The following is a 21,227-nucleotide window of genomic DNA, read 5'->3' as shown; positions in this document are numbered from 1 at the left end:
CTAAAAAAAGAAAATAGGGCTAATGCCCTATTTTTTATTACTGGCGTTCATTTTGCCACAAAGTGAATAAATTGTCGTATTTTTCTTGCTGTTGCCAAATATGACGATGAAGTGCAGAAAGAATAATTGGGTCTTCTAAAATTGCTAGTTGTTGTTCTTTATTGATTTTTGCTAAATCAACCTGTTCAAATTGTTCAATCAGTTCACTACGTTTTTGCTGATTTTTTACATTAGATAAATGGCGCGATGTGGATAATGCACAAGCTAATGCATTATACAAAGGATCAACTAATGCCATTATAAAACCATGTTCAACAATATTTGCTTCAGTTTTAACCAAATACTCACCTGTAAGTGTTACCGCTCTTGCTGGGTGCGTTTCTTCAGGGGTTAAAAACAAACCTGCTTTTTGCGCTTTGATACCAATACTTGATAAGCCCGATACCCTAATGACCAGTGGTGAAATGGTTAACGGGATAAGTATGGCGATATACCATAATGTAAATTGCGGATTTAACCAGATAATAATACATAACCAAACTATGCCTAATAATGAAAGAGGCCAACAAAAATAGAATGATTCTCCCCAAGTTAAAGCATCATCGTTTCTGGAGGGTGATTTCCATTGAATTTTACTCCCTAACCAGGCTTTTATCACAAATTTACTGTGAAAGATCATCCGTATTGGTGCTAAAATCATTGACCATATCATTTCAATAAATATAGATAGGGTCAATTTAAAGACACCGCCTACCTCTTTAGCGCCTGTTCTAGCAATAATAATGCCGTAACTGAAAAATTTTGGCGCAAATAATAACACCATAGTGGTAGATAATAGTTGAATTGCTAAATTTTCATCCCATTTGGGCCAGGTAGGATAAAATTGATTTGGCTGGAAAAAATATTGCTGATCTGACAAATTAAAAACTAATAGCAGTAATGTTGAGAAGATCAAAAATATTAACCATAACAAAGATGAGATATATGCCATACCACTGGTTAAAAACATAACACGGTGGGTTAGTGTAATACCACTTTTAAAAATTAAGCGTAAATTGATTAAATTCCCCATACACCAACGATTATCTCGTTTAAGATCTTCAATCATATTTCCAGGTAACTCTTCATAGCTACCATTCATATTATAAGCAATCCAAACACCATAACCGGCACGGCGCATTAAGGTTGCTTCAACAAGATCATGCGATAAAATATGTATTGGTCCTTTGCGTTTTTGTAGTGGCGATAAAATACAGTGCTCAATAAATGGCTTTAAGCGAATCATCGCGTTATGTCCCCAATATTGGGCTTCACTGAGTTGCCAAAAGTGGGTTCCAGAACAGAAAATATCACTATAAATTTGATTAGCAAATTGCTGAATTCGTCCGTAAAGGGTTTTCATTCTGACTGATTTAGGCGGAGATTGTAAAATACCTGCTTTAGGCGTCATCTCCATCATTGCAATCATATTCAGTATGCAATCACCTGTCATAATGCTATCAGCATCAAGAATTAGCATATATTCATATAAATGTCCCCAACGTCGGCAAAAATCATCAATATTGCCACTTTTGCGCTTAACACGACGCTTACGATGGCGGTAAAAAACATTACAACCATTATTCTGTTTTTGGGCATTAAAATCAGCCCAAGCTTTTAGTTCATTGACATAAAGATCAGGATCATTGGTATCACTTAAAATATAGAAATCACAGCAAGCTGCGTTTCCGGTCTCCACCAATGATTGATAAGTTGCTTGTAACCCAGCAAACACACGTGCGACATCTTCATTACAAATTGGCATAACAAGGGCTGTACGATGTTTGGCATCAATATGTGCTGCAGCATCTTTTGGGATTTCAATGGTATAACGATCTTTCCCCATAATAGCTAAAATAAGCCCCATAATACTGGTCCAAAATCCAATTGAGATCCAGGCAAATAAAATTGCAAACAGAGCGATAATAAACCATTGTATAATATAAGGAATGATACTATATATTGCCAATTCAGGATTGATTGCCCAGTTGGCCATAAAATTAATTTTTTGCCAGCTTTGATAGGGTAATAGTGTTGATAAATAACTGGTACCAAAATAGGTTTGTACTACAATAAGCGCAAGCATGATTAATCGGCGTATCAACGCTAAAATATTCAAACCTGACTTCATTTTGGCGTGATAACGCTTATTCCATATTTGTGGTTGAATCGAGACCCGTTCAACTTCCGGGTAACTTGGTTGCTGCTTTCTTTCATCGATATAAGTTGAGGTATCACCAATTTGGTTTAGGCGATATTTTAAAAACTCACTATCATCTGAAGGAATATCATTGTTTTTTAAATTCTGGTGCCAGTTAGCTGCACCAGAAAGAGTTGAAAAGTAATTGTTTTTCATATTATTGGCTTATTATTATAATTTTATTGTCCAGGATATTGACCGCTCCATGTTTCAGATAAAACTTCATTCGTTTTTTCTGATGCTAATTGGATGCGGATATCCGTTGGTTTTTTATTATCTTCAACATTAAATCGAACCAGCACTCGCCAACCTTTAATAACCGGATTGTACTGGACATCACTACTGACAATAGAACCATTATTGATGCTTGATATGACTTTCACCGGAACTTGTTCTGATAGTTGAGGTCCTGCAAAATCAATAACATATGCATTAGACCCATCAAGCTTACGAATTAAGTTAGCCTGTTTAATATCACCGAGTGATAATCGCGTGCTAATTGCTCTTGCTATATTATCTGGATAACGTTGTTGTTCATCCAATGTATAATGTAGGCGATATTTAAAACTAAGAGTGTCACCAGCTTTGTATTGTTTTTCTGGCACCCAATAAGAGACAATATTATCGTTGGTTTCGTCTGCGGTCGGGATTTCAACTAATTCAACTCGTCCTTTGTGCCAGTCGTCCAAAATTTCTGTCCAAACACTCGGACGTTGTTCATAGTGATCATCAAGATCTTGATAATCATCAAAACCTTTATCTCGCTGAATTAACCCAAATCCTTTAGGATTATCTAAACTATATGATGAGAAAGATAAACGTTTTGGGTTATTGAGTGGTCGCCAAATCCATTCGTTATTATTTGATAAAATTGATAACCCATTTGAATCATGCATCGCAGGACGATAATTAAGTAATGGCGAAGGTTGATTTGGTCCATATAAATACATGCTGGTTAATGGTGCGACACCGAGTTTTTTCACGCCATCTCGGAAGAATACTTTAGCTTCAACGGTAATTGTTGTATCGACACTCGGTACCAAAGTAAGTTTATATGCACCAGCTACACGTGGAGAGTCAAGGAGTGCATAAATCACTAAATGTTTTTGATTAGGCAGCGGCCTTTCAATCCAAAACTCTTTGAATCGAGGAAACTCTTCACCAGACATTTCACCTGTATCGATGGCTAATCCTCTTGCTGAAAGTCCATAACGTTGATCTTTACCTACCGCTCTAAAATAACTACCACCCAGTGCAGTGAAAATTTCGTCATCTGTTTTAGTCGGATTATTAATTGGATAATGGACTTTAAATCCAGCAAAACCAAGATGTTTTGTGTCTAACTTATCGAGATTAATTTTGCTTAAATCGAAGTAACTTGGATCGAATTTAATCTCGTTAACTTGGTTATTAACAATTTCATTGATTTTTACAGGCGTATCAAAATACATACCTTCATGATAAAACTCAAGTTTAAAACGGCTTTTTCGATCACTCCAATAAGCTTTTTGGTGATTAAATTGAATTTTCTGATAATCAGCGAATTGTAACGATGATAGTTCGTTTGGAATATTTTTAGTTGGTTGTACATAAGCTTGTTTTGATAAATTTTCAGCTTGCGTCACCACATCATTAAACGAAAAAGCCCATGAAGAAAAACTGATACAAGAAGCCGACACTACGCAAAGCATCTTGCCAGTGAATGTTTTACTAAACTGACTAATTGGTAATAAATTGTGCATAAAAAACTCGCGTTAGGATTATCTAAAAATATTTATATAATTAATAATGTTGTCTTTTGGATCGTCTAAACATTTTTCAAGAAACTCACTTTTCATTTCTTGCAAAATACTTGGATTTTCATCAATTAAGAAGTGTGAATAATTATCTTTGATGATTTTAGCATGTAATGATGACATATCTTCTTCTGACATTTTGAATAAAGGTTGGAAGTAGTTAGAAACTTTCTGATTGTCATTGGTATAAACAGCAGCAAGAAAATCTGCTGAGAGGTCACAATAATTTTTTATATTAGCAGGTGTTGCTTTTATTTTGCTCAATTCAATTTTATGTTCGGTCAGGTTTTCTTCAAGAACTTTCTTAATCTGTTGATTATATTTTAATTTGTAATATTCAGTCAGGTAAAAATTCAGCACGCAAGATGATTGATTTTCATCATTTTGGCAACTTAATATGCCGGTTTTTTTAATGTAATTATCGAAGTTTTTTGTGCCAATAAGTTGCTGTAATTGTGTTTTTGCATTAACAACATATGGATTGTTTAATTCGGTTTGTTGTTTGATTAATGTTAACTCATCTGTTTCAATCGGCTGTTCTATTTTTTTCACCGGTGCAGCCGATCTATGTACACAACTGGCGACAAGAATAGGAACAATTGCGCAGATTAAAATGTTACTAATTTTCATATTAAATTCCATGAATATATTTTAGAGTTGTAATTTGAGGGCTGGCTATTAGTCTTTGCCCGAAATTATATACTCATATTCTATTAAATACACTATACGATTAATTTAAATTTATAACAGTCTCAAAACACTTAAACATATTTTGAAACTTAATGATGACAAATCTTTGTTTCATTGACCGTAAATTCAACATCAGTAACGGGTTTAAATTTACCTTTTAATTTTAAAAAGCAGATAAGTTGTGTTGAATCCATATCAGTTTGAGAGCAAGTGTGAAATTTAGCATGTTTTCCAAACTGTTTTTCGATAGCTTCCTTTAGAGATGATTCTGTATAGCTATTTCCAGCCATCATATGTAAGACTTCATGCCCATGAATTGATAACATAGTACCCTCTGCATCTTGCCTATTTAATTATAATAATTATTTTAATGAGTGAAGAAAGATATCAGATATTATCAAGAAAAAAAAGAGGTTAAGCGTTAAAATATCATTAATTATTAGTCAGTATTCCCCCGATTGATTTCAGGGGAAAAATGAGAAATTAATACCACTTATCATGATAAAAAAAATGTGCATTAGTGATTATCCGCTAATTTCACTATAATTGATTGATTTTCTTTTTTAACTTGATGGATAACGACCGAAATGGTATCGGTTAGTTTATAGCAAATTTCGTCTTTAATTTTGATAACGCCTTCTTCCGGAAGGGAGCAAATTTGCTCACGTACAGGATGGATCATTGACAGCGGTAAGAATGCAAAAGCGCCAATATCCGTTAAGCGTACCCGAGCACCACCGCGATTAATATCAATAATTTCAGCGGTAAAACGATGATTAATTTTATCCGATAAATATTGTGCATAAAGATTTTCAGCCATATCACGCTCGGCGAGGCGTAATGTTTTACGCTTTTCACCCATTATTTTAAGTAGCTCTATGCTAGGTGAAGTTAATGGAAGCTGGCGTAGGTAAGCCTTAATTAATCGATGATTTATCATATCACCATATTTTCGAATTGGTGAAGTCCATGTTGCATAAGCGTTAAATCCGAGTCCATAATGTGGTCTTGGCTCAAGGGAAAAATCGGCAGGGCTTTGAAATTTTCGCAGGCGCGAGGCTAAAAAGGCATCGTTATCGATGATACGGCGCAGCTGGATATACCCCTCAAACGATAATAAAGCGTCTTTATCAAATTGCGTTAAGCCATGTTCATTTAAGATCTTTAAAATTTGATCCATAAATTTAGGGTCAAAACCCGCATGGACATTAAAAATACCAAAACCAATTTTGTCAGTTAAGTGCATGGTTAAAGCTTGATTGGCTATTATCATCACTTCTTCAACGATTTGGTTAGCAATACCGCGTGTTTCTTTAATAATTGATTTTACTTGTCGGTTCTCATCGAGCATAAAACGATAGTCAGTCATATCTTTAAATACCAAAGCATGACTTTGTCGCCACGCTGTCCTTAGTGTTGCTAGACTAGCTAACCAATTAAGTTGCTCCGGTATCGTTAAATTATCAGATGATAGTAAACTGCCGTTTTCTAAAAAATCAGAAACATTATGGTAACAAAGTTTTGCTTTCGATTCGATAAATGCAGGAATAAATGCAATTGCATTGTCATCAATATTACCATTAGCATCGATTTTTACTTCACATACCATAGCTGGCCTTTTTTGATTGGCTTTTAGTGAGCAAAGCTCATCAGCAAGCTCTTTTGGCAGCATTGGGATATTGAAATCAGGCAAGTACGTTGTAAAGCTTCTTTGTTTAGCGATATCATCAAGTTCACTATTTTCGCTTACATAAGCGGTAGGGTCGGCAATAGCTACTTTGAGTAAATAATTACCGTGTGCATCTTTTTCAATCGATATGGCATCATCCATATCTTCAGTATCTTCACTATCGATCGTAAAAAAATCGATATAGGTTAAATCTTGACGATCGGTTAGCTCATTTTCTGTTATTGCCAATGTGTTAGCTGTTGGCGCTTTATCATCTAAATTATAGCGGGCTAATGTTTTTAACCAAGGAAGGTATTTAGAGTTATCTTCAGCAATAAAATGGGTAACTTCGGCAAAAAAGCTGTTTTTATCTTCTTGTAGTGGATGGGCAATCAGTGTTGCAGTTACCCAATCACCTTCTTTGATTTTTTCGGTAACGTGTTTATTGACTTTACAGCGAATAACAAGATTTTCTGGCATATTTTCAGCATGGATAATCATTGCGTTATCTTGAAAACCAATTTTTCCGATGAATTTTTGTAACGCACTTTCTATTAATATTTCTGGATCAAAAGACTCTTTATCATTATTGGCGATGATGGTTCCTGATACTTTATCGCCATGACACACCGTTTTCATTTTAGCAACAGGAATAAAATAACTTGTTTTATTATCAACATCTAAAAAACCAAATCCTTTTTCGTGGGCTCTTACAACACCTTCAACGCGGGGTGTTTGTTGATGAAGTTCTTGTTTTAATTGGGCTAATAGTGGGTTATTTTGGAACATATGTCTTAACATTATTTGAAAAAATTAGTCTGGGATTTTATCATAGTTATTGCAATTTTTGTTATTGAATTAATTAATCATCTTAATGAAATTAGGCTTATAATAGACAAGTTTTGATATGAAGGATTATGTAAAAATGAATTTACACTATAAATTACAAGGTGAAGGACAACCAATAATTTTTTTACATGGTGTGTTTGGCAGTTTGGATAATTCAAATATGTTAGCTAAGCACTTTGTATCTGATTATCAAACCATTCAAGTTGATTTGCGTAATCACGGTCAATCGCCATGGTCAAATGAGATGAATTTAAATGTTATGGCAGAAGATATTGCAGCGCTTTGTCATCATTTGCAATTAGATCAAATCATCTTAATTGGTCATTCAATGGGGGGCAAGGTTGCGTTGCGACTAACCCAAATTATTTCTGAAAAAATCAAAAAAATTGTCGCCCTTGATATTGCGCCAGTTAAATACCCGACTACGGATAATGCGCAGGTTTTAGAGTCGTTAAGTACTTGCCTTGCTGAAAATCTTACCGATAAAAAACAGATTATTGACCTTATGCAAAGTCAAGGACTATCAGATGGAACAATCCAATTTTTGCTCAAATCTTTTAAAAATGGACATTGGTTATTTAATGCTAATGTGATTGTGAGTCAATATAGTCATTTACGTGATTGGCAACCTATTTCTCCTTGGTATAAGCCAACGTTTTTCGTGCGCGGTAGCAATTCCAATTATGTAATGCAACAATATTATGAAGCAATATTGCGTCAATTTCCCAATGCTGTGATAGAAACAATTGAAGGAGCAGGGCACAATGTTCATGCAGAAAAAACTCAGCAAGTTTTGCAACTTTTAAAACAGTGGCTTTAAGATAACTTATCCATTGGCCAATACGCTACTCATTTATTATATGACAAAATAATCGTTGCTGATTAATTTGCTTGTTAGGCTTGGTTGTTATTGTGACCGATACGAGTTGGCACTGGCTTGTGTAAGGCTCACTGCGAATATTATATTGCCAATTGTTAGGTACAATGTGCCTCGCTATATTAGGGTAACTATCAAGTAATGAAAACGCAATTTGCTGTGCCTTTTGTTGATTTGAAAGATAATGATAAAAATAGGTTAATGTGTGTTGATAATTGCTAAAACTGATAATAACAATGGCAAATATCAAACAGGCTATCATCACTTCAATTATACTAAATCCTGTCATAGCATTGTTATTCACAATAAGCTCTCCTTTTTTCTGGGCAATAATCAAGCCAATGACCTTTTTGTACGATGAGTTTACCACCTTGATGATGCGCCAAACTATAAACAAATAAACCTTCTGATTCACCGCGTATCAGTACGTAGTTGTCGATTTGTAATAAAGAATTTTTGATACACACTTTCCATTGATATTTTGCTTCAAATAAGCATTGCCAATTATCTGTTGGTATTTGCCAACTTTGGGTTAGTGCCCAATTTAATGCGGAATTTGCTTGATTAAAACGGTGATAATATTGATTTTCTCTGGCTAGTGTTTTATGCCATGAGATCATTAGTAAGTGAGCACTTGTTAATAATATAGCACCAATAATGGTTAAAATAATAACCATGATAATCGTACTAAAACCTTGTTCATGGTTGTTTTTATGGATAAAAATTTTCATTTCTCACTATTTTGCTTATTTGATATTTTACTTGTTGATGTTGTTTGAGTTCAGCTGCTAATACTATTTCGATACTATTAGCCTGTTGCTTCAGATGGAAGGTTGTCACTTTAATCTCAGCTGGATCGAATAATTTTTCCCACTTGGGTTCATTGCAAGCAGTCGCACCCGTTTTATATTCAATATTATTGTTGATAAAGCGATAGACAAAACTATCTGCGTTATTCATGGCTGAAGCGTCATCGATCCAATCATGTCGGATTTGACTATCGTAACGAATAATAATGCAATTTTTTTCGTTAATAATGGCTAATGCAGTTTTATTTGGTTTACTCGGATCGTTAGCAATAAACCCTGCGCGCTTTATATCTTTGGCTATGCCAAATAGTGCTTGTTGAACAGTTTGTTGCAGATGAATGGCTCGATAATATTGTAAAGTATGTGCTTGTATCTGAAAGTAATAATCTGTCACTGCAATAAAAATTAAACTTGAAAGTGTTATTGATAACAACATTTCAAGTAGTGAAAATCCTGCTTGTTTTAACATGCGGGTAAACTTGGCAAATAACTGTTGATGCGACAAAATCGAATTCGCCCACGAAATGATATTAACACTCTGGTTGTACCAATTGTGTTGCTGAGTTCAAATGAGCCTGTTTGAGCCATATTCCGTCTTCCCCAAAATGTAATGATTTTTTGTTCGTTTAATAATTTAATGTCAACCGAATTGTTAGGTTTGATAAACTGTAATAGGCCAGTTTGACAACTTGTTGGCGGCTCACCGGATGTAATAGTTAAACACCAAGGGGATAAAAATAGATGAAGATTATAATTTTCATTTTCAGTATTAGCTTTAACTTGGACTTCATTTAAAAAATAGGCTAATTGGTGTGTTGTTGAGACTAATTCGTTACGGAGCTGTATCTCTTTCCATTGTTGCATGCCAATAGCGGCGCAAATTGCACTTATGCAAATAACAATCAATAATTCTAACAATGAAAATCCAAAATTTTGCATTTATCTTTTGTCTAGTAAACTTTCAATATCGATAAGTATAGAAAAGTTTGGTTTTGGTATTTTATGTGTGTGGGGTATTTGTGAACTTAATTCCAAATAAATGTTGTTTATTAACAAGAAAGAAAGTTTGATACGACAAACCGCTTAAAAAGCGTGACATATTATATTATACTGTGCATCTATTTAAATTTGCTAACGGACTTAAAGTTAAAGGAAACGAGAAATGCAACAATTACAAACTATTATTGAGGCAGCATTTGAACGTCGTGCTGAAATCACGCCTTCAAATGTTGATACAGTAACGCGTGATGCAATTAATCAATGTATCGCTCTATTAGACAGCGGTAAAATGCGTGTCGCGGAAAAGATTAATGGCGATTGGGTGACTCATCAATGGTTAAAAAAAGCAGTGTTGCTCTCTTTCCGTATTAATGAGAACCAACTTATTGATGGTGGCGCAACAAATTATTATGATAAAGTGCCATTAAAATTTGCTGATTATGATGAAGCACGCTTCCAACAAGAAGGCTTCCGTGTCGTTCCATCAGCAATTGCACGTAAAGGTGCGTATGTGGCTCGTAATACCGTATTAATGCCATCTTATGTAAATATTGGTGCTTATGTTGATGAAGGTACAATGGTTGACACTTGGGTAACTGTTGGTTCTTGTGCGCAAATTGGTAAAAATGTTCATTTATCAGGTGGTGTTGGTATCGGTGGCGTATTAGAACCTTTGCAAGCAAATCCAACGATTATTGAAGATAACTGCTTTATTGGTGCACGTAGTGAAATCGTTGAAGGTGTGATTGTTGAAGAAGGCAGTGTGATCTCAATGGGTGTTTTCATCGGTCAAAGTACTAAAATTTATGATCGCGCAACAGGTGAAGTCCATTACGGTCGCGTGCCAGCCGGTTCAGTTGTGGTATCAGGTAACTTACCAACTAAAGATGGCAAATATAGCCTTTATTGTGCAGTAATTGTAAAAAAAGTCGATGCTAAAACGTTAGGTAAAGTAGGAATTAACGAATTACTTCGTACCATCGATTAATCGCAATCAATTACCATAAATTAATTGACTGTCTTTGCTTTTGATATAGGGACAGTCAATATATTCTCATAACATTCATCAAGTTAATTTTATTTTTAATTATTCGCAAAGGAGAATTTATGCCTTCTTTTGATATTGTTTCTGAAATTCAAATGCCAGAAGTGAAAAATGGTGTTGAAAACGCGACCCGTGAACTAACTACGCGTTGGGATTTTAAAAATGTGGAAGCCTCATTTGAGCTTAATGAAAAAAATGAAACGATTAAAGCGACCAGTCAATCTGACTTCCAAGTACAACAGCTATTGGATATTTTACGTGATAAGTTAGCCAAACGTGGTATTGATGGTGGGGCACTTGAAATTCCGGAAGAGATGGAACATAGTGGAAAACTATACAGTATTACAGTAAAACTAAAACAAGGTATTGATAAAGAGTTAGCTAAAAAAATAGTTAAGTTGATTAAAGACAGTAAACTTAAAGTGCAAGCCCAAGTACAAGGGGAACAAGTTCGCGTTACGGGTAAATCACGTGATGATTTACAAGCAACGATGACATTAGTTAAAAACGGAGAATTAGGACAACCGTTTCAATTTACTAATTTTAGAGACTAATTAATGTAACCTTCGTGAACGTCGTCTGGCAATCACTCACGCTAAACGATTAGCCCGCACTTATTATGTAAAAAAGTTTGAGGTTAAATAATATTAACGTCAATTTTTTTATATAATAAATGCGATCTTGTTTTAAACATAAATGAAAACAATGTAAATAACGAGATTTTTATGCGCGAATAAGTTATGCTATCTTCATGTCTATCCTTTAAATTATAACAATATTTATCATGATGAAAAAATTAATAGTTGTTTTGGTTTTTTTTCTGTTTTCAGGCTCTTTGTTCGCACAAGATTCGAATAGCGAAGAAAAAAAAGCTTTTATTGATAATTTATTATCAAAAATGACCATAAAAGAAAAAGTGGGTCAGTTAAGATTAATTAGTGTAGGTGGCGATCTCACTTTACCAAAAGTATTAGACCAAATCGAGGCTGGAGAGATTGGCGGTATTTTTAATACTGTTGTTGAGCCAGATTTGACAAATATGCAAGACCGCGCTTTAAAGTCCCCGAATAAAATTCCTCTATTTTTTGGATTTGATATTATTCATGGCCATCGTACGGTATTCCCAATTAATTTAGGTGTTGCATCGAGTTGGGATCGTAATGTTATAGGTAAAGTTGCTGAAGTGTCTGCCGACGAAGCGACCTCAGATGGATTAAATATTACTTGGGCTCCAATGGTTGATATTACCCGAGATCCTAGATGGGGACGCGTTTCTGAAGGCTTTGGTGAAGATCCCTATTTAACATCTGAAGCAGGACGTATTTTTGTCGAAAAAATGCAAAAACAGTCTCTTGATGATAAAAAATCGTTAGTGACAACCGTTAAGCATTTTGCGCTATATGGTGCGGTCGAAGCGGGTCGCGAATATAACAGCACCGATATGAGTGAACGTAAAATGTTCCAAGAGTATCTTGTACCTTATAAAGCAGCCATTGATGCCGGTAGTCGTGCTGTAATGGTGTCTTTAGTCAGTGTTAACGGTATTCCAGCGACAGCTAATCATTGGCTACTGACTGAAGTATTACGTGACCAATGGCATTTTAATGGTGTGGTTGTAAGTGATCATGGTGCGATTCGTGAATTGATTAATCATGGTGTGGCAAGCGATGCTAAAGATGCTGTTCGCGTGGCGATAAAAGCAGGTATTGATATCAGTATGAATGATGAATATTTTCTTCAATTTTTACCTGAACTTGTTAATGAAGGTGTCCTCACAGAAGAGGATATTAACAAAGCTTGTCGACATGTATTAGAACTCAAATATGACATGGGGCTGTTTAATGACCCTCATCGTAATTTAGATCCTAAATTAGATATCGATACGATGTTTGCCGACAACCGTCTACATCGAGAAGAAGCCAGAGATGTAGCGCGTCGAAGTATTGTGTTGTTGAAAAATAAAAATAGCATTTTACCTTTAGCCAAAAACAAGAAAATAGCCGTGATTGGACCACTTGCCGATTCTAAGCGCGATATTTTAGGTAGTTGGTCAGGTGCCGGACGCGCTAATCTAGCTGTCACACCTTTAGAAGGAATCAAAAATGCAGTAAAAGATCCTAAAACAATTAGTTACGCATTTGGTGCTAATCTTTCCGATGATTCTAATTTATATAAATTTTTAAATTTATATGAAGAAACCACCAAATTTGATCCTCGTCCTGCTGATAAAATGATTGCCGAAGCAGTTGCTAAAGCTAAAAAAGCCGATGTTGTTGTGTTATTTGTAGGGGAAGCTGAGGGAATGGCGCATGAGTCATCTAGTCGCACCGATCTTTCATTGCAAGCAAGCCAAAAACGGTTAATCAAAGCTTTAAAGGCAACAGGCAAACCTTTAGTTATAGCATTAATGAATGGTCGCCCATTAACTGTAAAAGAAGAGTATGAACAAGCTGATGCTATGCTCGAAACTTGGTTTTTAGGCACCGAAGGGGGCAATGCTATCGCTGATGTTTTATTTGGTGATTATAACCCATCGGCTAAATTACCAATGTCATTTCCTGATAATGTTGGGCAAATTCCCGTCTATTACAGTCATTTAAATACTGGTCGCCCTCATGGTACTGAAAATATGGGGAAATATACAACATCGTACTTTGATAGTCCTAATGAACCGCTATTCCCGTTTGGATTTGGTTTAAGTTATACCCATTTTACGATAGATTTTGCCTTATCAAGTACTGAGATGCCGCAAAATGGTGAAATTGTGGTGACTGCAAATGTTGAGAATATTGGTGAGAAAGAAGGTAGCCAAACGGTACAGTTTTACCTTCAAGATATCACAGCTTCGGTCAGTCGACCCGTTAAACAGTTGATAGGTTTTGAAAATATTACTTTAAAACCTCATGAAAAAGGTGAAGTGAAATTAGTGATCAAACCAGATATGCTAAAATTCTGGAATGACAAAATGCAATATGTTGCAGAACCAGGTAAATTCAATATCTACGTTGGCTCTGATTCGACAACGCAAGATAAACAGACCTTTACCTTATTAGATAAATAAATTAATTATATTAACCGTCGACATCTGTCGACGGTTTTATTTTGTGGTCAATATTATGTTTGAATTTGATCTTGTTTTACAACTTCTTCAACAAATGTGTATTTATCTAGTTATTGCTTATTTGCTAAGTAAAACACCTATTGTTATTCCATTAATGCAAGTAACTGTGCATCTACCTCATAAGTTAGTCTGTTATTGTATCTTTTCTCTATTTTGTATTATGGGCAGTTATTTTGGTTTACACATAGAAGACACAATAGCCAACACTCGAGCCATTGGCGCTATTTTAGGCGGTTTGCTTGGCGGCCCCATGGTCGGGCTATTAGTAGGGATAACAGGGGGAATTCATCGTTATACGTTAGGTGGAATTACCGCTGAAAGTTGTATGCTTTCGACTATTTTAACAGGATTGATTAGTGGTCTATTGCATTATGGCTTAATGAAAAAAGGTCGAGTTGATCTTATCTATAATCCTTTGTTAGTCGGGGTTTTAGGCTTATTAGTTGAATCGCTTGAAATGATAATGGTGCTACTAATTTCACGCCCTTTTGACGTGGTTTTACATGCAGTTAAAAGTATTGCTGCGCCAATGATCGTGGCTAATAGCATTGGCGCTGCTATGTTTATGCGAATTTTACTCGATAGGCGCGCTATTTTTGAACGATATACGTCAGCCTTTTCCGCAAAGGCACTTAAGATTGCCGCAAGTACCGAAGGGTTACTTCGTGATGGTTTTAATCAACGTAATAGTACTAAAGTTGCACAAATTATTTATCAAGAGTTAGATATTGGTGCAGTTTCGATTACTGATAGAGAAAAAATCTTAGCATTTATTGGTGTTGGTGATGATCATCATCTACCCGGCACACCAATTACCTCTAATATTACTTTAGAAGCGATTGAACAAAATGATGTTAAATATCTTGATGGCGTTCATCAACCTTATCAATGTTCAATTAATAAATATTGCCGCTTAGGTTCAACGTTAGTTATTCCGCTGAGAGGTGAAAACAATACTGTTGTTGGTACAATTAAATTGTATGAAGCTAAAAATACATTATTTAGTTCGATCAATCGTACGCTTGGTGAAGGCATCGCCAGTTTACTGTCCGCACAAATTTTAGCTGGGCAAAATGAGCACTACAAACAATTATTATCTAAAACTGAGATTAAATTATTGCACGCTCAAGTTAATCCTCATTTTTTATTTAATGCGCTCAATACGTTATTGGCCGTTATTCGTCGAGATAAACAACAAGCATCACAATTAGTGCAGAATCTTTCGACTTTTTTTCGCAAAAATCTTAAGCGAACAGATGAAATTGTTACGCTGAAAGACGAAATTGAGCATGTTAATGCTTATTTACAAATTGAAAAAATGCGCTTTATGGAACAATTGACCGTCGAAATAGCTATTCCCCCACATTTAGAATCGGCTCAGTTACCGGCTTTTTCACTACAACCGATAGTGGAAAATGCGATTAAACATGGTACTTCGCAATTAATTGGTAAAGGAAAAGTGGCGATTTATGCCTATGAACAAAATCAAACATTAGTTTTAGAGGTTATGGATAACGCTGGTAACTACTGCGAAAATAAAAAAGACACAAAAGGATTAGGTCTAAATTTGGTTGATAAACGAATTAATATTCGTTATGGTAAGCAATACGGAATAAAAATAGAATGTGAACCTGATACTTATACTAAAGTAGTATTAACATTGCCTTTACAAAAGGAAAGCTGTATCCAATGTTAGATGTAATTATTGTAGATGATGAATTGCTTGCCCGTGAAAATTTACGTTGCTTGCTTGAAAGTGATCCTGAAATTAATATTGTTGCTGAATGTAATAATGCAATGGAAGCGATTCGTGAAATTCATCGTTTGCAACCTGATGTGGTTTTTTTAGATATTCAAATGCCGAAAATCAATGGTATTGAAATGTTATCTATGTTAGATCCTAAAACCATGCCACATATAGTGTTTTTAACTGCTTATAGTGAGTTTGCGGTCAAAGCCTTTGAAGAGCAAGCTTTTGATTACTTATTGAAACCTGTTGAATCAGAGCGCTTACATAAAACGCTAAATCGATTGCATCATCACTGTATTCCTTGTGATATTTGCCAATTAAAAGGAATCAAGCAGGATTTTGAGTATATTCCCTGTGTTGGGCATAATCGTATTTATCTGTTGAATATTGAGGATGTCTATTATGTGTCGTCTAAAATTAGCGGCATTTATGTTTTTAATCAAGCCAATCAAGAATACTTTACCGAATTAACCTTAAAGACTCTAGAAGATAAAACACCATTGATCCGCTGTCATCGTCAATATTTAGTTAATTTAAAAAAGCTTAAAGAAATTCGTTTCAATGATACAAATGGCGTTGATATTATTTTAAATAATGATATATCAGTTCCAGTTAGCCGTCGTTATTTAAAACAGCTCAAAGAGATGTTGGGATTATAGTTTTTTGTTGTTATCCGCAAAAACCACTCATTCGCTAAATTTAACCACTCATCTTTTCTATTTAACCTATAACTTAAATATCGATACCTCTATATTCATTAAAAAATTACTATAGGCTTGGATGTAAAGGAACTTTTAGTCGTTATTTTAGGCTATAGCAATACAGACAAGCTATTTTAATGAAATTAAAAATAATGGTTTTTTTAATATCAAAACATAGTAAGTCTATATCTGTTTTAAATGGTGTTAAATTTCGAACTAATTAAATTTAAAACCCATGAAGAGAGTTATTATGAATAATAAAGTCTTTAAGCATATTCCATGGCTGATCTTAGCCTTTATTGGTGCATGTTGTTTAGCCGTAATTGCATTACGGCGAGGTGAGCATGTCAGCGCACTATGGATTGTTGCTGCTGCTGTTTCAATTTATCTTGTCGCGTACCGATATTACAGTTTGTATATCGCCAAAAAGGTCATGCAATTAGATCCGACGCGTGCAACCCCTGCTGTCATTAATAATGATGGTTTAAACTTTGTACCGACTAATAAATATGTATTATTTGGTCACCATTTTGCTGCCATTGCCGGCGCAGGGCCATTGGTTGGGCCGGTACTTGCCGCTCAAGTAGGGTACTTACCAGGTACACTTTGGTTACTTGCAGGTGTCGTGTTTGCCGGTGCGGTACAAGACTTTATGGTTCTATTTTTATCTTCTAGACGTAATGGCTCATCTTTGGGCGAAATGATTAAAGAAGAGATGGGGGCGATTCCTGGCACCATAGCGCTATTTGGTTGCTTCCTTATCATGCTTATAATACTTGCGGTTTTAGCATTGATTGTGGTTAAAGCGCTAGCTGAAAGCCCTTGGGGGGTATTTACTGTTTGTTCAACAGTACCTATTGCCTTATTTATGGGTATTTATATGCGATTTTTAAGACCAGGACGGGTATTAGAAGTATCTGTTATTGGTATTGTGTTATTAGTGTTATCAATATGGTTTGGTGGTGTAATTGCGCATGATGCATATTGGGGGCCAGCTTTAACTTTCAAAGCAACGACTATTACTTATGTATTAGTGGGCTATGCTTTAGTTTCAGCAATGTTACCTGTTTGGTTAATCCTAGCACCTCGTGATTATTTAGCAACATTTTTAAAAATCGGTGTAATTGTTGGTTTAGCTATTGGTATTGTTATCTTAAATCCTGATTTAAAAATGCCAGATGTGACCCAATATGTTGATGGTACCGGTCCAGTTTGGAAAGGTTCACTTTTCCCATTCTTATTTATCACGATTGCTTGTGGTGCTGTTTCTGGCTTCCATGCATTAATTTCATCAGGTACAACGCCAAAATTACTTGCTAACGAAACGGATGCTCGCTTCATCGGTTACGGTGCAATGTTAATGGAGTCATTCGTTGCCATGATGGCATTAGTCGCTGCTTCAATTATTGAGCCAGGTCTTTATTTCGCTATGAATACTCCACCGGCAGCTTTAGGGATTACTATGCCTGATTTGCATAAATTAGGTACTGATCAAGCGCCAATGATAATGGAGCAACTTAAAGATGTGACAGCCCATGCTGCTGCAACGGTTAGTTCGTGGGGATTTGTCATTTCACCTGACGAAATTTTACAAACAGCCAAAGATATTGGTGAACCGTCAGTGCTTAATCGTGCCGGTGGTGCGCCAACGCTAGCGGTAGGTATTGCACACGTGTTCCATCAAATTATTCCTGGTGCCAATATGGGCTTTTGGTATCACTTTGGTATTTTATTTGAAGCGTTATTTATCTTAACTGCACTTGATGCTGGTACCCGTTCTGGTCGTTTTATGCTACAAGACCTTTTAGGTAACTTTGTCCCATTCTTGAAAAAAACCGATTCACTCATTGCCGGTTTTATTGGTACAGTGGGTTGTGTTGGTTTGTGGGGCTACTTACTCTATCAAGGCGTTGTTGATCCATTAGGTGGTGTTAAGAGCTTATGGCCATTATTCGGTATCTCAAATCAAATGTTAGCGGCGGTTGCGTTAGTGTTAGCAACGGTTGTATTAATTAAAATGAAACGTGCTCAATATATTTGGGTGACAATTATTCCAGCAATATGGTTACTCATTTGTACAACATGGGCATTAGCATTGAAATTATTCAGTAATGATCCGCAATTAGAAGGTTTCTTCTATTTAGCCAATGAGTATAAACGTCGCATTGCTGAAGGTAGTGAATTAACCGCACAACAAATTGATAATATGCACCATATCGTTATTAACAATTATACTAATGCGGGTTTAAGTATTCTATTTTTAGTGGTTGTTTACAGTATTATTTTCTTTGGTATTAAAACTGCATTAAAAGTACGTAATAATAAACAAAGAACAGATAAAGAGACAGCTTATGTGCCAATTCCTGAAGGCGGTGTAAAAACTTCAATGTCACATTAAGTCTGTATTATTGATGACGTTACATTATCAAGTTGTCAAAAAATATTGATGGTTATCTATCTCATACCCAATAATATTGTTATATTGTTGGGTATTTTTATATCATTTAATATTATCTTATTGCGAGTTGTGATTATAAATGAACGATGCTTTTAACGTATTAGTTATTTTATTTTCGTATAGGGAAGATTATTTGTTTGTCGAGTTTTAAAGGAGCTTAAAATGTTACTCAATAAAAGATTGTTATCATTATTCACGATTGTGGCTTTATCCAGTCCCTTGCCACTGTTGGCTAAACAGGTAAATGTCGCTATTTTAGCAACTTCCGATGTTCATGGACGAATGTTACCTTGGGATTATGGTACAGATAAGGCTGATTTATCCGGTTCTTACGCACAAATATCTACCTTTGTTAATCAGTTTCGTGAGCATCACCCTAATGTCATTTTGGTTGATGCGGGTGATATTATTCAAGATAACCAAATTGAACGTTTTCACGATGTGAAAAATCATCCAGCTATTGAGGCTCTTAATACTATGAAATATGACATTATGGTATTAGGTAACCATGAATTTAATTTTGGCATGCCAGTTGTTGATAAAATCGTTGCTGAATTTAAAGGTAAAACATTAGCAGCGAACATCTTTTATAAAGACTCAGGTAAAGCCTATTTACCCGCTACATCCATTATTGAAAAAGATGGCGTAAAAATTGGTTTTATTGGGGCAACGACACCATTTGTACCTGAATATGAAGATAAAACAGGTTATGTAAAACAAATGGAATTCACTATGCCAATTCCAGAAATACAAAAACAAGTTGAAAAGTTAAAACAACAACATGTTGATGCTATTGTTTTAGTTACCCATATGGGGGTGGATAATGAAAACAATAAACCAGGAACCGGCGTTGCTGATGTGGCTAACCAAGTGCCCGATATCGATGTGATTATAGCTGGGCACAATCATCAAAATATAAGTGAAAAAGTGATCAATAATGTTTTGATTACCGAACCACATCGTTATGGTACCGTGGTTTCGGTGGTTGATTTAACCTTTGATCTTGAAAAGAACAAAGCCTCTTTAGTGAATAAAAAAGCCGAAACACAGCCAGTTAAATCGTATGCTGCCGATCCAGCAATTGAAAAAATTTATGCGCCTTATCATCAACAATTAAGAGAAATAGCCAATCAGGTTATTGGTGAAACCGATCGTGATTTGGTTCCCCAGCAAATGATTCATGGTATTCCTGCGATTTACCTCGAAGAAACAGGGCTAACTCATTTACTCAATGCCGTTCAATTATATTATAGCGGTGCGGATGTGACTTCTGTGTTGGTTGATAATAAAAAAGCAATACTGAATAAAGGTCCAATCACGCGTAAAGATATCGCCAATAACTACCAATATACCGCTGGTGAAACCAGTATATTCGAAGTTACCGGTCAAGACCTTAAAGACTATATGGAATGGTCTGCTGCTTATTTTGCTCAAGTACAACCGGGCGATAAAAATTATCAATATGATCCCATTCGTGGCGCGTCAAAATATATGACTTACGATATGTTTGGTGGGGTCAAATATACTATTGATTTAACTCAACCGGTTGGTGAGCGAATTAAAAATTTAACATTGCTTAATGGTCAGGCTATCACTGCGGATATGAAGCTAAAATTAGGTATGAACGCTTATCGTTACGAGATGTTAGTCAAAAAAGGTGGGCCATTAGAAGGAAGACGTGTTGAACCAACTTGGGACTCACGAACCGCTTTTGGTGATGAACAAGGTACTATCCGTAATATGACGATAAAATATATTACAGACGTCAAAAAAGGTAAAATTACTGATGAATCTAACCATAACTGGCAAGTGATCGGTATCAAACCTTAACCGCTCGTTTAATAAAAAGGATGATCGTTGTGAAAAATGATATAACGTTTTACCAACGTTTTAAATCGGATATTTTGGCTGGTTTAAAAACTATTACTATTCGTGATAAAAGTGAATCACATTTTAAGGTGGGTGATACGTTGCGAGTGGGCGTTTTTGAAACGGATGCATGTTTTTGTAGTATAAAAATTACTAATGTGACGCCTGTAACACTCAATCAATTGACTGAAGAACAGGCTAAGCAGGAAAATATGAGCCTAACTGAACTGAAAAAAGTCATTAGTGATATTTACCCTAACGAACAACAGTTTGTTATTATTGCTTTTCAACTATTATCAATCTAAAAAAAACGCGCCTTAGGCGCGTTTTTTTACTGGTAAAAAGCAAAATGTGA

General features: G+C 35.4%; 18 protein-coding genes. 9 read left to right on the top strand and 9 right to left on the bottom strand.

The window, feature by feature from the left end:
- Positions 1–37 precede the first annotated feature (37 nt).
- From mdoH to J3U66_RS08370, 5 genes are all read right to left on the bottom strand, one after another.
- Positions 38–2,395, bottom strand: a complete 2,358-nt coding sequence (gene mdoH, locus J3U66_RS08390) for a glucans biosynthesis glucosyltransferase MdoH (protein ID WP_267348724.1) — start codon at positions 2,393–2,395, stop codon at positions 38–40.
- Between the two features lie 23 nt (positions 2,396–2,418).
- Positions 2,419–3,930, bottom strand: coding sequence for a glucan biosynthesis protein G (locus J3U66_RS08385; RefSeq protein ID WP_416379639.1), 1,512 nt, complete (start codon positions 3,928–3,930; stop codon positions 2,419–2,421).
- Positions 3,931–3,999: 69 nt separating this feature from the next.
- Positions 4,000–4,665, bottom strand: coding sequence for a hypothetical protein (locus tag J3U66_RS08380; protein WP_267333362.1), 666 nt, complete (start codon positions 4,663–4,665; stop codon positions 4,000–4,002).
- A 149-nt stretch (positions 4,666–4,814) separates the two neighbouring features.
- Positions 4,815–5,051: a YecH family metal-binding protein gene (locus tag J3U66_RS08375; RefSeq protein WP_267333363.1), complete on the bottom strand. Its 237-nt coding sequence runs from the start codon at positions 5,049–5,051 to the stop codon at positions 4,815–4,817.
- Positions 5,052–5,242: 191 nt separating this feature from the next.
- Positions 5,243–7,183: an exoribonuclease II gene (locus J3U66_RS08370; protein ID WP_267348722.1), complete on the bottom strand. Its 1,941-nt coding sequence runs from the start codon at positions 7,181–7,183 to the stop codon at positions 5,243–5,245.
- A 136-nt stretch (positions 7,184–7,319) separates the two neighbouring features.
- Here J3U66_RS08370 and J3U66_RS08365 point away from each other — a divergent pair, with 136 nt between their 5' ends.
- On the top strand, positions 7,320–8,063 hold the full coding sequence (locus J3U66_RS08365) for an alpha/beta fold hydrolase (RefSeq protein ID WP_267343534.1): 744 nt from the start codon (positions 7,320–7,322) through the stop codon (positions 8,061–8,063).
- Positions 8,064–8,088: 25 nt separating this feature from the next.
- Here the strand turns inward: J3U66_RS08365 and J3U66_RS08360 are convergent, their stop codons facing one another.
- The 4 genes from J3U66_RS08360 to J3U66_RS08345 are packed head-to-tail and all read right to left on the bottom strand — an operon-like array spanning position 8,089 to position 9,868.
- Positions 8,089–8,424, bottom strand: coding sequence for a type IV pilus modification PilV family protein (locus J3U66_RS08360; protein ID WP_267348720.1), 336 nt, complete (start codon positions 8,422–8,424; stop codon positions 8,089–8,091).
- Positions 8,417–8,851, bottom strand: coding sequence for a DUF2509 family protein (locus J3U66_RS08355; RefSeq protein WP_267348718.1), 435 nt, complete (start codon positions 8,849–8,851; stop codon positions 8,417–8,419). The genes J3U66_RS08360 and J3U66_RS08355 overlap by 8 nt, the downstream gene beginning before the upstream one ends.
- Complete coding sequence (locus J3U66_RS08350) at positions 8,832–9,398, bottom strand: prepilin peptidase-dependent protein (RefSeq protein ID WP_267348716.1); 567 nt, start codon at positions 9,396–9,398, stop codon at positions 8,832–8,834. Before J3U66_RS08350 ends, J3U66_RS08355 begins: the two co-directional genes overlap by 20 nt.
- Positions 9,392–9,868 (bottom strand): prepilin-type N-terminal cleavage/methylation domain-containing protein, encoded by a 477-nt coding sequence (locus J3U66_RS08345; RefSeq protein WP_267343530.1) that lies wholly within the window; start codon positions 9,866–9,868, stop codon positions 9,392–9,394. The genes J3U66_RS08350 and J3U66_RS08345 overlap by 7 nt, the downstream gene beginning before the upstream one ends.
- 223 nt (positions 9,869–10,091) lie before the next feature.
- Here J3U66_RS08345 and dapD point away from each other — a divergent pair, with 223 nt between their 5' ends.
- The 8 genes from dapD (at position 10,092) to yqfB (ending at position 21,177) form a co-directional block, all read left to right on the top strand.
- Positions 10,092–10,916: a 2,3,4,5-tetrahydropyridine-2,6-dicarboxylate N-succinyltransferase gene (dapD, locus tag J3U66_RS08340; protein WP_065563367.1), complete on the top strand. Its 825-nt coding sequence runs from the start codon at positions 10,092–10,094 to the stop codon at positions 10,914–10,916.
- A gap of 119 nt (positions 10,917–11,035) precedes the next feature.
- Positions 11,036–11,527 (top strand): YajQ family cyclic di-GMP-binding protein, encoded by a 492-nt coding sequence (locus J3U66_RS08335; RefSeq protein WP_267343529.1) that lies wholly within the window; start codon positions 11,036–11,038, stop codon positions 11,525–11,527.
- Positions 11,528–11,760: 233 nt separating this feature from the next.
- Positions 11,761–14,034, top strand: coding sequence for a beta-glucosidase BglX (bglX, locus tag J3U66_RS08330; RefSeq protein WP_267346677.1), 2,274 nt, complete (start codon positions 11,761–11,763; stop codon positions 14,032–14,034).
- 55 nt (positions 14,035–14,089) lie between these two features.
- On the top strand, positions 14,090–15,790 hold the full coding sequence (locus J3U66_RS08325; RefSeq protein ID WP_267348714.1) for a sensor histidine kinase: 1,701 nt from the start codon (positions 14,090–14,092) through the stop codon (positions 15,788–15,790).
- The gene (gene btsR / locus J3U66_RS08320) at positions 15,784–16,503 is read left to right on the top strand and encodes a two-component system response regulator BtsR (protein WP_267348712.1); all 720 of its coding nucleotides are present in this window, start codon (positions 15,784–15,786) and stop codon (positions 16,501–16,503) included. Before J3U66_RS08325 ends, btsR begins: the two co-directional genes overlap by 7 nt.
- A 292-nt stretch (positions 16,504–16,795) precedes the next feature.
- Positions 16,796–18,943, top strand: coding sequence for a carbon starvation CstA family protein (locus J3U66_RS08315; RefSeq protein WP_065633355.1), 2,148 nt, complete (start codon positions 16,796–16,798; stop codon positions 18,941–18,943).
- A gap of 222 nt (positions 18,944–19,165) precedes the next feature.
- Positions 19,166–20,833, top strand: a complete 1,668-nt coding sequence (locus J3U66_RS08310) for a bifunctional metallophosphatase/5'-nucleotidase (RefSeq protein WP_267348710.1) — start codon at positions 19,166–19,168, stop codon at positions 20,831–20,833.
- Positions 20,834–20,862: 29 nt separating this feature from the next.
- On the top strand, positions 20,863–21,177 hold the full coding sequence (gene yqfB / locus J3U66_RS08305) for a N(4)-acetylcytidine aminohydrolase (protein ID WP_323849544.1): 315 nt from the start codon (positions 20,863–20,865) through the stop codon (positions 21,175–21,177).
- Positions 21,178–21,227: the final 50 nt, after the last annotated feature.

The organism is Gilliamella sp. B2969 (assembly GCF_026536195.1).
Taxonomy (GTDB): Bacteria; Pseudomonadota; Gammaproteobacteria; order Enterobacterales; family Orbaceae; genus Gilliamella.
Note: the sequence above shows the minus strand (reverse complement) of the source record. Positions and strands in the feature narration are given on the sequence as shown.

What these genes read in the sequence shown, in the direction of transcription:
- mdoH (WP_267348724.1), bottom strand. Translation starts at nt 2,395, where the DNA reads ATGAAAAACAATTACTTTTCAACTCTTTCTGGTGCAGCTAACTGGCAC.
- J3U66_RS08385 (WP_416379639.1), bottom strand. Translation starts at nt 3,930, where the DNA reads ATGCTTTGCGTAGTGTCGGCTTCTTGTATCAGTTTTTCTTCATGGGCT.
- J3U66_RS08380 (WP_267333362.1), bottom strand. Translation starts at nt 4,665, where the DNA reads ATGAAAATTAGTAACATTTTAATCTGCGCAATTGTTCCTATTCTTGTC.
- J3U66_RS08375 (WP_267333363.1), bottom strand. Translation starts at nt 5,051, where the DNA reads ATGTTATCAATTCATGGGCATGAAGTCTTACATATGATGGCTGGAAAT.
- J3U66_RS08370 (WP_267348722.1), bottom strand. Translation starts at nt 7,183, where the DNA reads ATGTTCCAAAATAACCCACTATTAGCCCAATTAAAACAAGAACTTCAT.
- J3U66_RS08365 (WP_267343534.1), top strand. Translation starts at nt 7,320, where the DNA reads ATGAATTTACACTATAAATTACAAGGTGAAGGACAACCAATAATTTTT.
- J3U66_RS08355 (WP_267348718.1), bottom strand. Translation starts at nt 8,851, where the DNA reads ATGAAAATTTTTATCCATAAAAACAACCATGAACAAGGTTTTAGTACG.
- J3U66_RS08350 (WP_267348716.1), bottom strand. Translation starts at nt 9,398, where the DNA reads ATGTTAAAACAAGCAGGATTTTCACTACTTGAAATGTTGTTATCAATA.
- J3U66_RS08345 (WP_267343530.1), bottom strand. Translation starts at nt 9,868, where the DNA reads ATGCAAAATTTTGGATTTTCATTGTTAGAATTATTGATTGTTATTTGC.
- dapD (WP_065563367.1), top strand. Translation starts at nt 10,092, where the DNA reads ATGCAACAATTACAAACTATTATTGAGGCAGCATTTGAACGTCGTGCT.
- J3U66_RS08335 (WP_267343529.1), top strand. Translation starts at nt 11,036, where the DNA reads ATGCCTTCTTTTGATATTGTTTCTGAAATTCAAATGCCAGAAGTGAAA.
- bglX (WP_267346677.1), top strand. Translation starts at nt 11,761, where the DNA reads ATGAAAAAATTAATAGTTGTTTTGGTTTTTTTTCTGTTTTCAGGCTCT.
- J3U66_RS08325 (WP_267348714.1), top strand. Translation starts at nt 14,090, where the DNA reads ATGTTTGAATTTGATCTTGTTTTACAACTTCTTCAACAAATGTGTATT.
- btsR (WP_267348712.1), top strand. Translation starts at nt 15,784, where the DNA reads ATGTTAGATGTAATTATTGTAGATGATGAATTGCTTGCCCGTGAAAAT.
- J3U66_RS08315 (WP_065633355.1), top strand. Translation starts at nt 16,796, where the DNA reads ATGAATAATAAAGTCTTTAAGCATATTCCATGGCTGATCTTAGCCTTT.
- J3U66_RS08310 (WP_267348710.1), top strand. Translation starts at nt 19,166, where the DNA reads ATGTTACTCAATAAAAGATTGTTATCATTATTCACGATTGTGGCTTTA.